General features: G+C 71.4%; 9 protein-coding genes. 7 read left to right on the top strand and 2 right to left on the bottom strand.

Annotated features, from left to right (window positions below; translation table 11 throughout):
- The first annotated feature begins 8 nt into the window (after positions 1-8).
- The 7 genes from HNR00_RS06775 to HNR00_RS06745 all read left to right on the top strand — a co-directional run bounded on the left by HNR00_RS06775 (position 9) and on the right by HNR00_RS06745 (position 9,017).
- Positions 9-1,544, top strand: coding sequence for an FAD-dependent monooxygenase (locus HNR00_RS06775; RefSeq protein ID WP_183566869.1), 1,536 nt, complete (start codon positions 9-11; stop codon positions 1,542-1,544).
- A gap of 75 nt (positions 1,545-1,619) precedes the next feature.
- Positions 1,620-1,868, top strand: coding sequence for a hypothetical protein (locus tag HNR00_RS06770; RefSeq protein WP_183567365.1), 249 nt, complete (start codon positions 1,620-1,622; stop codon positions 1,866-1,868).
- A 10-nt stretch (positions 1,869-1,878) separates the two neighbouring features.
- Complete coding sequence (locus HNR00_RS06765) at positions 1,879-2,091, top strand: hypothetical protein (protein ID WP_183566866.1); 213 nt, start codon at positions 1,879-1,881, stop codon at positions 2,089-2,091.
- 253 nt (positions 2,092-2,344) lie between these two features.
- Positions 2,345-3,232 carry a cation diffusion facilitator family transporter gene (locus HNR00_RS06760; protein ID WP_183566863.1) on the top strand — a complete coding sequence of 296 codons (888 nt, stop codon included), beginning with the start codon at positions 2,345-2,347 and terminating at the stop codon, positions 3,230-3,232.
- Positions 3,233-3,485: 253 nt separating this feature from the next.
- Positions 3,486-4,265 carry a class I SAM-dependent methyltransferase gene (locus tag HNR00_RS06755; protein WP_183566860.1) on the top strand — a complete coding sequence of 260 codons (780 nt, stop codon included), beginning with the start codon at positions 3,486-3,488 and terminating at the stop codon, positions 4,263-4,265.
- A gap of 81 nt (positions 4,266-4,346) precedes the next feature.
- Positions 4,347-5,819 carry an Asp-tRNA(Asn)/Glu-tRNA(Gln) amidotransferase subunit GatB gene (gene gatB, locus HNR00_RS06750; protein WP_183566857.1) on the top strand — a complete coding sequence of 491 codons (1,473 nt, stop codon included), beginning with the start codon at positions 4,347-4,349 and terminating at the stop codon, positions 5,817-5,819.
- Positions 5,820-6,008: 189 nt separating this feature from the next.
- Positions 6,009-9,017, top strand: a complete 3,009-nt coding sequence (locus HNR00_RS06745; RefSeq protein ID WP_312886010.1) for a bifunctional diguanylate cyclase/phosphodiesterase — start codon at positions 6,009-6,011, stop codon at positions 9,015-9,017.
- Between the two features lie 4 nt (positions 9,018-9,021).
- On the opposite strand, the gene HNR00_RS06740 is transcribed toward HNR00_RS06745, so the two are convergent.
- Both HNR00_RS06740 and HNR00_RS06735 read right to left on the bottom strand, forming a co-directional pair.
- Positions 9,022-10,380, bottom strand: a complete 1,359-nt coding sequence (locus HNR00_RS06740) for a sigma-54-dependent transcriptional regulator (RefSeq protein WP_183566851.1) — start codon at positions 10,378-10,380, stop codon at positions 9,022-9,024.
- Positions 10,377-12,221, bottom strand: coding sequence for a sensor histidine kinase (locus HNR00_RS06735; protein ID WP_183566848.1), 1,845 nt, complete (start codon positions 12,219-12,221; stop codon positions 10,377-10,379). The genes HNR00_RS06740 and HNR00_RS06735 overlap by 4 nt, the downstream gene beginning before the upstream one ends.
- Positions 12,222-12,257: the final 36 nt, after the last annotated feature.

The following is a 12,257-nucleotide window of genomic DNA, read 5'->3' as shown; positions in this document are numbered from 1 at the left end:
GGAGGCAAATGCCGGTTGCTCCGGCCGGGTCCGAGGCGCATGCAGGCGCCGAGGGACGCGCTCGACCGGAGGGACCACCGGTGCTCGAAAACATCCTTATCGTCGGGGCCGGGCCCGTCGGCCTGACCCTCGCCTGCGAATTGGCGCGCTACGGAATCGGCGTGCGGCTGATCGATCGCAGCCCCGAGCCGACGCGGACCTCGAAGGCCCTCGTGGTCTGGTCGCGCACCCTCGAACTGATGGACCGGATGGGCTGCTCCGCGCCCTTCCTGGCCGCCGGCCTGCAGGCGCGGGGCGCGACGCTCCGCAGCGGCGGCCAAGTGCTCGGCAGCGCCCGCTTCACGGAGATCGCCAGCCCCTACCCCTTCGCCCTGATGATCCCGCAGGCCGAGACTGAGCGGCTGCTCACCGAGCATCTGGCGGGGTTCGGCGTCGCCATCGAGCGCGAGGTAGCGCTCACGGACTTCTCGCAGACCTCCGACGCGGTGACGGCCCGGCTGCTCCATGCCGACGGGCGCGAGGAGGACGTCGCCACTTCTTTCCTGATCGGCTGCGACGGGGCGCATTCGCGCGTGCGCCACGGCCTCGCCCTGCCCTTCGAGGGGCAGGCGCAGGGCGACGAATGGTGGCTCGCCGATGTCCGGGTCGCGGGGACGGGCGCGCCGCCGCCGGACGAGATCGCGGTGTATCTCCACCGCGACGGGCCGCTCGTCCTCTTTCCGATCCCCGGAGGACGGGCCCGCATCGTCGCGACCGTCGGCGCGATCGATCCCGACCGTCCGCGACCGGACCCGACGCTCGCCGCAATGCAGGCACTGGTCGAGGCGCGGGCCGGGGGCGGCATGTTCCTGTCCGACCCGGTCTGGCTCAGCCCGTTCCGCATCAACGAGCGCAAGGTCTCGCAGTACCGCACCGACCGCGTGTTCCTGGCAGGCGATGCCGCCCACATCCACAGCCCGGCGGGCGGCCAGGGCATGAACACCGGCATGCAGGACGCGGTGAACCTCGCCTGGAAGCTCGCCCTGGTTCTGCGGGGCGAGGCGGCCCCGGACCTCCTCGACAGCTACGGCCCCGAGCGCAACGCGGTCGGCGCGATGGTGCTGCGCAACGCCTCGCGTCTCACGGCGGCGGCGACGCTCGCCCACCCGGCCGCCCAGGCGGCGCGCAACCTCGCGCTCCGGGCGCTGCTCGGCGTCCACGCGGTGCGCGACCGGATGGCCGCGACCATGAGCGAGATCGAGATCGGCTATCCCGACAGCGTCCTCTCCGAGGGACCCGGCGCGGGCCTGCGCTGGCCGCCCGAGCACGATGCCGGGCCGCCCCCCGGCGCGGGCGGGGCGCCGCGCTTCGTGCTCTACGCCGAGGACGGACCGGAGAGCGCCGCGCTCGGCGCCCGCTTCCCCACCCTGCTCGCCCCGGAGGCCCGTCCCTCGCCGGACGGCCTTCTCCATCTGGTGCGGCCCGACGGCTATGTGGGTCTCAGCGCTCCGGCGGGCGATGGGGAGAAAGCCGGCCGCTACCTCGCCCGGCTCGTTCCCGCTTGAGCGATGCAGCCGGGGCGCGACTGGCGCGTTGATCCGCGGTTTCGCGAACCCGATCGACGAGAATCGATGGCCGAGATGAGATGGTACGCCCTGCGCCCGCGCGATCCGGCCGATCCGCGCTGGCCGCTGCCCGAGACGCCCCAGGTCAGCCTGAAGGCCGAGGATGAAACCGACGCCCGGCGCCGCTTCGCGCAAGCCTATCCGAGCGAGCCGTTCGGCACGCCGGGCCAGCCGCTGCCGAACCGCGGCGCGGGCTCGTACGAGGGTGACGAGGACGCGCTCCTCGTCGATGAGACCGAGGCGCCGCCCGCGCCCGAGGCCTGAGGAGGGACGGATGGCCATTCCGCACGAGACCCTCGACGCGCAGACCATGCGCTACTGGGAGAAGGAGGCGGCCCGCTTCGACGGGCTGGCCGAGCGGGCCACCTTCGGCTGGCTCGCCCGCGGCTACGCACGGCGTGCCAAGCGTGCCCGCGACTTGGCCGAACGCTGCCGCGCCAGGGAGATCGCCCGCGGGCGTCTGCCCGCGGAGGCGGCCGGGGCTTGAAGCGTCGGCATGAAAGGTGGCCGCCGGCTTTCGGAAAAGCCGGTGCGGTACGAACACTTTGAGCGCATTCCGACGAAGGGGACACCGGTTCGTCGCGAGAATGCGCGACACAACAAGGACTGGAGCCGCCGGCTCGAGGCAATCAGGGCTGATACGGCGCGAGCGGATAGCTCGGGCTAAGACCTTTGCCGTGGCCTTCCGGGAGGCGAAGGCCTTAAGGGCGTGACACCCCGCCACGCCCCGACCCTCCGCCATGACCCGCTCCGAACAAGCCGCTCTCGCGAGCGCCGCCGTGGGCGTCGTCGTGACGGCGCTGAAGTTTTCCGCCTACTGGCTCACCGGCAGCCTCGCGCTCTACTCGGACGCGCTGGAGAGCATCATCAACGTGGTGGCGGCGGTATGCGCCTTCCTGGCCCTGCGCGTCGCCGCCCGGCCGGCGGACGCGGAGCACCCCTACGGCCATCACAAGGCCGAGTATTTTTCCGCCGTGATCGAGGGCGCGCTCGTCATCGTCGCCGCCGTGCTGATCCTGCGCGAGGCCTCTCACGGCATCCTCGACCCGAAGCCCCTCGACGCGCCGACGCTCGGCCTCGCGATCAACGGCGTGGCGACCGCCATCAACGCCGTCTGGGCGTTCGCGCTGTTCCGCCAGGGCCGCGCGCTGCGATCGCCCGCACTGATCGCGGACGCCCGCCACATCGTCGCCGACGTGGTCACCTCGGGCGGCGTGCTCATCGGCGTCGGGCTCGTCTACGCCACCGGCACGCTGGTGCTCGATCCGGTGGTGGCCGGGTTGGTCGCCCTCAACATCCTGTGGTCGGGCTGGACCATGGTGCGCGATTCGGTGAACGGCCTGATGGATCAGGCGGCCTCGCCCGAGATGATCACCCGCATCCGCGCCCTCATCTCGACCCACGGCGAGGGCGCCCTGGAGGCCCACGACGTCCGCACGCGCCACGCCGGCAGCGCCACCTTCATCGATTTCCACCTCGTTGTTCCGGGCGAGATGACCGTGAAGGAATCGCACGCGATCTGCGACCGGCTGGAGGACGCCATCGAGACCGAGATCGAGGGGGCGGTGGTGGTGATCCACGTCGAGCCGGGGGACAAGGCGAAGGCGCGGGGGGTGCCGGTGATCTGACGGGCGGCTGAGGCAATTATCACACGCCACCGTCATTCCGGGGCGCCGAAGGCGAACCCGGAATCCACGACTGGCCCTGACGCTCACCGTAAGGCGCGCATCACGGGTGGGTTCCGGGTTCCGCTCCGCGGCCCCGGAATGACGGCGGAAGATGGTGCATCAAGGCATGGGTGCGCTTCGAGTTGCCCTTCGATCCTCGATCGGAATCATCGGGGGCTTGACGCGGGCCGCCCGGTTCCCGAGCACGCAGGACATGAGCCGCGTCTTCGTCACGACCACACCGATCCACCGCAACGCGACCGACCTGTTCGCCGACCGCTGGGCGAGCGACCTGTCCGAGCTGGCGCCCGGCCTCCCCTCCGGCGGGCTGCCGGGGTTCCGCGCCGATCCGCGTCCCGGTCAGGCCGCCGCGCATCTCGGGGTGAACGGGCGGCTCGACGGCTACGACGTGCTCGAACTCGGGCCGCTGGAGGGCGCCCATACCTGCCAGCTCGAAGCGTTGGGCGCGAAGCGGATCACGGCGGTCGAGTCGAACTCGGAGGCGTTCCTCAAGTCGTTGATCGTCAAGAACATCGCCGGGCTCACCCGCTCGACCTTCCTGCTCGGCGACGTCAGCCGGCATCTGGAGGCGCCGGGGCCGCGCTACGACATGATCTTCTGCTGCGGCATCCTCTACCACATGCTCGACCCGCTGGAGCTGATCCGGCTCGCGGCCGCCCGCACCGACCGGATCTTCATCTGGACCCACTACTTCCGCGAGGAGCGGCGCCTGCGCCGCCACGTCACGCGATCCGTCGAGCACGAGGGGATGCGGCTGTCGCTGCACGAACTGGCCTATCGGGACCGCAAGCTCGCCAACTTCTGGGGCGGCAACCGCGACCGGACCCGCTGGATGAAACTGCCCGACCTGATCCGCGTGCTCGCCCATCACGGGCTCAGCGAGACCACGATCATCACCGACGATCCGGACTTCGTGAACGGGCCGGCGGTGACGCTGGCGGCGCGGCGGCCGGGGGCGAAACCGCCGGCTTGACCCGTCCGGCACCCGCTTCCTACACACTGCGGAAGAAACGCGCCCTTCGGGCGCTGACTGCACGAAGAATCGCGAACAGACATGACCGAGCGCGTCGATCCCAAGAAGCTGATCAAGGGCGGCCTGCACGACTGGGAGGTCGTGATCGGCATGGAGATCCACGCCCAGGTCACCAGCCGCTCGAAGCTGTTCTCCGGCGCCTCGACCGCCTTCGGGGCCGAGCCGAACGACCACGTCTCGCTGGTCGATGCGGCGATGCCGGGCATGCTGCCGGTCATCAACGAGGAGTGCGTCGCCCAGGCCGTGCGCACCGGTCTCGGGCTGAAGGCCAAGGTCCACCTGCGCTCGGTGTTCGACCGCAAGAATTACTTTTACCCGGACCTGCCGCAGGGCTACCAGATCTCGCAGTACAAGGACCCGATCGTCGGCGAGGGCGAGGTGCTGGTCGATCTCCCCGACGGCGCCTCGATCACGGTGGGCATCGAGCGGCTGCATCTGGAGCAGGACGCGGGCAAGTCCCTGCACGATCAGGACCCGACCAAGAGCTTCGTCGATCTCAACCGCTCGGGCGTGGCGCTTATGGAGATCGTCTCGCGGCCCGATCTGCGCTCGTCGGAGGAGGCCAAGGCCTACGTGACGAAGCTGCGCACGATCCTGCGCTATCTCGGCACCTGCGACGGCGACATGGAGAAGGGCTCCTTGCGCGCCGACGTGAACGTCTCGGTGCGCCGCCCCGGCGAGGGCTTAGGCACCCGCTGCGAGATCAAGAACGTCAACTCGATCCGCTTCATCGGTCAGGCGATCGAGGTCGAGGCCCGCCGCCAGATCGCGATCCTGGAGGACGGCGGCACGATCGATCAGGAAACGCGCCTGTTCGATCCGGGCAAGGGCGAGACCCGCTCGATGCGCTCCAAGGAAGAGGCGCACGATTACCGCTACTTCCCCGACCCCGATCTGCTGCCGCTCGAATTCGATCAGGCCTATGTCGATGCCCTGGCCGAGGGCCTGCCGGAATTGCCGGACGCCAAGAAGGCCCGCTTCGTCAAGGATTACGGGCTGTCGGCCTACGACGCGGGCGTGCTCGTGGCCGAGCGCCCGTCCGCCGACTATTTCGAGGCGGTGGCGCGGGGCCGCGACGGCAAGGCCGCGGCCAACTGGGTGATCAACGAGCTGTTCGGGCGCCTCAACAAGGAGGGCCGCTCGATCGAGGACACGCCGGTCTCGGCGGACCAGCTCGGCGGCATCGTCGATCTCATCGGTGAGGGCGTGATCTCCGGCAAGATCGCCAAGGACCTGTTCGAAATCGTCTGGTCCGAGGGCGGCGACCCGCGCGCCATCGTCGAGACACGCGGCATGAAGCAGGTCACCGATACCGGCGCCATTGAGGCGGCGGTGGACGAGATCATCGCCAAGAACCCGGACAAGGTCGAGCAGGCGCGGGCGAAGCCGACGCTGCTCGGCTGGTTCGTCGGCCAGACCATGAAGGCCACCGGCGGCAAGGCCAACCCGGCCGCGGTCAACGCGCTGTTGAAGGCCAAACTCGGGATCGAGTGAGATTTCCGCATCATCGCGCGGCCGAACCAGTCCGGCGGGGCTCCGGACGCCTCGGGATACTCTTTTGCCGTCGTCATGAAACAGGATTGTTAACGCTCGGCTGGACATGTCTTGCGTGTTCCGGGTCGCCCGCTCCGAAGCCCGTCTCGGCCTCGGCGGAAGATCCGAACCAAGACATTGGACCCGCCGGTGCAGAGTTTCGACCACGACGCCGCTCCTCCGCCTCCCCGGGCGATTCTGGAGACGGGCCCGCAGCAGCATCTCGATGCCCTGTGCCGGACGGCGTCCGAGCTGTTCGGGACGCCGCTCGCCCTGGTTCCGCTCATCGACGAGGATCGGTTCTGGTTCCGGGGGCGATGCGGCGTCGAGGACGACGGCGCCGACCGCGAGAGCGCTTTCTGCAGCCACACCATCCGCCGCGCCCGGGGCCAAGCGCTGGTGGTGCCCGACCTGACGCGGGACGCGCGCTTCGCTCATTCGCCCCTGGTCGTCGGCCCGCCGCAGGCGCGCTTCTACGCGGGCGTGGCGATCGGTTCGATCAGCGGCCGGACCATCGGCACGTTCTGCGTCATCGACCGCGTGCCGCGCCCGGATTTTTCGGAATCGCAGGTGCGCGCGCTGCAAGAACTGGCGCTGCTGGCCGAGGCCCATCTCCAATTGCACGAGCGGCGCGACGCCGCCGAGGCCGAGGCGCGGGAGCGCGTCCGGGCCGAGGCGCGCCTCGTCGAGCGGGAGGCGGCGCTCCGCGTCACCCAGGCGGCGCACGCCATGGCCGAACGCACCGCCTGCTTCGGCCACTGGCGGGTCGATGTGGAGAGCCGGACCATCACGTGGTCGGACGGCGTCGCCCGCATCTTCGGGCGCAACGCGGCGCTGAGCACCCTTCCCCTCGACACCCATATCGGTTTCTACCACGCGGACGACCGCGCCCGGGTGTACCGCGCGATCGAAGAGGCGCTGGCCGGGCGCGGCACCGCGGAGGGCGGCGGCTACGATCACCGCTCGCGGGTGATCCGGCCGGACGGCGAGGAGCGCGTGGTCACAGTCCACGCCATCGCCCAGCACGACGATTCGGGCCGGCTCGTCGCGATCTACGGCGTCTGTCTCGACGTGACGGACCTCGCCCGCTCCGAGCGGCAGCAGCGCGAGGCCGGCGAGGTCCTGCGCACGACCCTGGAGGCGATGGGCCAGGGATTGATGATGATCGATCCCGACGGCCGCATCCGCGTCCACAACCAGCGCGCCCGCACGATCCTCAGCCTGCCGGACGACGTGCTGCACGAGGGCGCCCGCTACGCCGACCTGCTGCGCTTCCAGGCCAAATCCGGCGAATTCCGCAATGCCCCGCCGGAGGTGCGCGACTGGCTGCTGGGCAACAGCCCGCGTCCCCCCATCAGCCGGTACGAGCGCACCCGCCCCAACGGCGTCGTGGTGGAGGTCCGAATCGCGCCGACGCAGTCGGGCGGCACCGTCTGCACCTATACCGACGTGACCGAGCGGCGGCAGGGCGAGGCGGCGCTCCGCGCGGCGGAGGCCGACTACCAGTCGCTGTTCCAGAACGCGGTGATCGGCGTCTACCGAGCCCGCCTCGACGGCGTCATCGTCCAGGCGAACCGGGCACTGGTGCGCCTGCACGGCTACGACCACGGCCGCGGCCTGCTCGTGCCCGAGACCACCTTCGGCCACGACTGGTACGTCGATCCCGAGCGGCACGCCGCCTTCCTCGACCTCCTGCACCGCGACGGGCGGGTCGAGGACTTCGTCTCGGAGGTGCGCCGCCACGCGGGCGGGGATTCGATCTGGGTCTCGGAGACGGCGTGGCTGGTGCCGGGTGCCGACGGAGCGCCCGCCGGCTACGAGGGAACGGTCGCCGATGCCACGGAGCGCAAGCGGGCCGAGGCGCTGATCGAGCACATCGCCCGCCACGACGCCCTGACCGGCCTGCCGAACCGCCGACTGTTCCATGAGACGCTTGGGCGCGCCCTCGCGGGCGCCCGCCGCTGGGGCGGCCGGGTGGCGGTGCTGTGCTGCGACCTCGACCGGTTCAAGGCGGTCAACGACACCTTCGGCCATCCGGCGGGCGACGCGCTGCTGCGCGTCGTCGCCGAACGCCTGGGCGCGGCCCTGCGCGAGGGCGACATGGTGGCTCGCCTCGGCGGTGACGAGTTCGCCATCATCCTGACGGATCAGGACGAGACCCGCCGCATCGCCGCGGTGGCGCGGCGCATCATCCAGTCGCTCGGGCGCCCGGTCGATCTCGACGGCCTATCGGCGGCGATCGGCGTCTCGATCGGCATCGCCGTCGGGCCCGAGGACGGCGACAGCCCCGAGACCCTGTTCAAGAACGCCGACATCGCCCTCTACCGGGCCAAGGATTCCGGCCGGAACGCCTTCCGCTTCTACGAGCGCGGGATGGACGCCGCGGTCGCGACCCGCAACCTCCTCGAACTCGACCTGCGCGACGCGCTGCGCACCGGCGGCTTCGCCCTGCACTACCAGCCGATCTTCGCCCTCGCCGACGGCACCCCGAGCGGGTTCGAGGCGCTGCTGCGCTGGAACCATCCGGTGCGCGGGCCGGTGTCGCCGGCCGAGTTCATCCCGGTCGCCGAGGAATCCGGGCTGATTGCCCCGATGGGCGCTTGGGCGCTCAACGAGGCCTGCCGCGAGGCGGCCTCCTGGCCCGGCGAGATGCGGGTCGCGGTCAACGTCTCGGCAGTGCAGTTCCGCAAGCAGGGGCTGGAGCAGGCGGTGATCCGGGCGCTCGCCGCCTCGGGCCTGCCCGCGCGGCGGCTGGAGCTGGAGATCACCGAGAGCGTGCTGATGCAGGATTCGGAGGCCGTGATCGGCTGCCTGCACCGCCTGCGGGCGCTCGGCGTGCGGATCGCCCTCGACGATTTCGGCACCGGCTACTCGTCCTTGAGCTACCTGTGCCGGTTCCCCTTCGACAAGATCAAGGTCGACCGCTCTTTCGTGCGCGACCTCGACAATCCGGTGGCGGCGGCGATCGTGGGCGCCATCGTCGGCATCGGCGAGCGGCTCGGCTCCACCATCACCGCCGAGGGCGTCGAGACCGAGGAACAGCTCGGGCGCCTTCGCGAAAAGGGCTGCACCGAGGTGCAGGGCTTTCTCCTGTCGCGCCCGATGGCGGCGGAGGACGCCCGCAGCTTCATGCGCGGGCGGACCAGCGTGGCGGCGTGACGGGCTACCGGAAATCCGTCGGCGCGAGGCCGTAGCGGGCGATCTTGTCGTAGAGGGTTTTTCGCGGGACGCCGAGGGATTCTGCCGCCACCCGCACGTCGCCGCCGGCCATGATCAGCTCCTCGCGGATCAGGCCGCGCTCGAACCGCTCGACCTGCTCCGAGAGCGTGAGCGCCGTCGTCGGCGCGGGCGCGTCCGGCGGCGCTTGGCCCGCGAGCCCCAGGGCACAGCGCTCGGCGAAGTGGTCGAGTTCGCGCACGTTGCCGGGCCAGGAATGGCGGGTGAGGTGATCGCGCATCGCCCCCGTCACCGGCGGCGGCTCGCGCCCGAATCGGGCGGCGGCGCGGACCAGGAAGTGCTGGAACAGGAGCAGGATGTCCTCCCGCCGCTCGCGCAGCGGCGGAATCGAGACGGTCACCACGTTGAGCCGGTGATAGAGGTCGTCGCGGAACGTGCCGGCGGCGGCCTCCTGGCCGAGATCGACCTTGGTCGCCGAGACCACCCGCATGTCCACGGGCCGGCGCTCGTTGGTGCCGAGCGGCTCGACCACCCGCTCCTGCAGCACGCGCAGCAGCTTCACCTGCAGCGCGAGCGGCATGCTCTCGATCTCGTCGAGGAACAGCGTGCCCCCTTGCGCGTGCTCGATGCGCCCGACCCGGCGCTTGAGCGCGCCGGTGAAGGCGCCGGCCTCGTGGCCGAACAGCTCGCTCTCGACCACGCTGTCGGGCAGCGCGCCGCAATTCATCGCGACGAAGTTCTTCGATGTACGCCGGCTCCAGCGGTGGAGGGCGCTGGCCACCACCTCCTTGCCCGAACCGGTCTCCCCGAGCACCAGCACGTCCACGTCGGCCGAGGCCACGTCGCGCACCAGACGGCGCAGGCGCACGATCTCCGGCGAGATGCCGAGGAAGGCCGGGTCCTCCTCGATCGCGGCATCCAGCCGGGCGTTGAGGCGGCGGTTCTCCAGCACGAGCCGGCGGTGGTACAGGGCGCGGCGCACCGAGCCCATCAGACTGTCCGCCGGATAGGGCTTGGCCAGAAAATCGTAGGCGCCGCCGCGCATCGCCGCGACCGCCATGGAGATGTCGCCGTGGCCGGTGATGAGGATCACCGGAAGGTCCGGGTCGTCGGCCCGCACCCGCTCGAACAGGGCGCGCCCGTCCATGCCGGGCAAGCGCACGTCGGTGACGACAACGCCCGGCGGCTCGGCCCGGATGGCCGCGAGCGCGGCTTCCGCGGTTTCGAAGGTCTCGACCGAGAAGCCGTCCAGTTCGAGGCTCTGGCGGTTGGCCCGGCGCACGTCCTCCTCGTCGTCGACGAAGACGATGCGCTCGGATCGATCGGGTTGGGGTTCGCCGCTCATGAGGTCTCCTGAACGGCCTCTCGCACGGCCACGCCCGCGCGCAAAAGGTCCATGCGGAACACGGTGCCGTCAACGCCCGACGTCACCGACAGGGTGCCGCCGCATTCCTCGACGATGCCGCGGGAGATGGCGAGCCCCAGGCCGAGGCCGTCGGCCTTGGTGGTGAAGAAGGCGTCGAACACCTGCGCCCGCGCGGCCTCCGGGATGCCGGGGCCGTTGTCCGCCACCGCGAGGACCACCCGCTCCGCGTCCTCTTCGACCGAGAGCCGGACCCAGGGGGCGGGCCGCCCGGCGACCGCGTCGAGGGCGTTCTGGACCAGATTGACCACGACCTGCTCCAGGCGCGGCCCGTCGCCGAGCACGGCGAGATCGGGGGCGAGCGCGGGCACGTCGAGGCGGATGCCGGTTTCCCGAGCGCGGGTGCCGAGCACCTCAAAGCTGCCGCCGACGATCTCGGCGAGCCGCACCGGCTCGCGCCGGCCGGAGGCGCGCCGGGCGAACCCCTTGAGCTGGCTCGTCAGCCGGCCGATCCGCTCGGTCAGCCGGCCGATGGCGGAGACGTTCTCGGCGGCGTCCTCGATCCGCCCGCGCCGCACGAGGATCGCGGTGTTGTCGGCGTAGGAGCGGATCGCGGCGAGCGGCTGGTTGATCTCATGGGCCATGCTGGCCGCGAACTGCCCGAGCGCCGCCAGCCGACCGGCCTGGGCGAGTTCGCGGTCCAGCCGCTCGCGCTCGGCCTCCGAGCGGCGCCGCTCCTCCATCTCGGCAACGAGCTGGCGGTTGGCGTCGCTCAAGGCCTGCGTGCGCTCGGCGACGCGCCGCTCCAGTTCCTCGCGCCGCGCCGCCTCCTCGGAGAGACGGTCGCGGACCCGCCGCTGCCGCGCGAGCCAGGTCGCCAGGGCGCCCCAGGCGAGGCCGGTGGCGAGCAGCGCGATCAGCCGCCCCTGCACCCGCTCGCGCTCGACCGCCGCGGCGATCGGGGTCAGGGTGTGGAGCCGCCACGTGGTGTCGGGCACCGCGGCATCGAGCATCAGGGCGGGCCAAGCCGGCCGTCCGCCGTTGCCGACCCGCACGAGGTCGTCCGAGGCCCCGTCCGGATAGATCGGCAGCGGCGCGAGGGTCGCCTCGCCGAAATCGCGCGTTTCGCCGATGCGTCGGCGCTCCGCCGCGTCGAGGCCGCGCAGGGCCGTGAAGCGCCATGCCGGCTCGCTCGCCACCAGCACGATCCCGCGGGCATCCGTGACGAACACGTTCTCGCCCGCCGCCCGCCACGCCGCCTCGACCCCGTCGAACTCGATCTTGACCATGACCACGCCGGCCGCACCCGGCAGGCGCCGCGACAGGTAGAAGCCGGGCCGGCCGCTCACGGTGCCGAGCGCGAATTGCGAGCCCGCTCCTGTCTCCATCGCCTGACGGAAGTACGGGCGGAAGGCGTAGTTGTTGCCGACGAAGCTGCGCGGCTCCTCGGCGTTGCTCGCCAGCACGGTCACGCCGTCGGCGCGGGCGACGTAGATCACCGTCGTTCCCGTGGCGCGGGCGATCTGCGCGAGCCGGCCGTTCACGCTGTCGGTCAGCGCCTTGTCCGGCGCGGGCCCGACGGCGCGCAGGATCTCGGGATCGGTGGCGAGCGCCAGCGGCAGCGCGCTCTGGCGCTGCATCTCGGCCGAGAGCGCCGCGACCTGGAGGCTCAGAGTCGACTGGGCGGTGCGCCGCAGGTCGGCGAGCGCGAACCGTTCCGCCAGCCGCCCGCCGAGCCAGACCGCGAGCGCCAGCGCGACGAGCCCGGCGATCAGGAAGAGGCCCGTGCCGGGACGCACCTCGCCGGAAGCAGGCTCGCTCATCGCCCCCGACCCCGTGCGGAATCCCGGAACGAATCC

The organism is Methylorubrum rhodinum, from assembly GCF_014199935.1.
Lineage (GTDB): Bacteria > Pseudomonadota > Alphaproteobacteria > Rhizobiales > Beijerinckiaceae > Methylobacterium > Methylobacterium rhodinum.
This window is presented reverse-complemented; position numbering and strand designations above follow the sequence as displayed.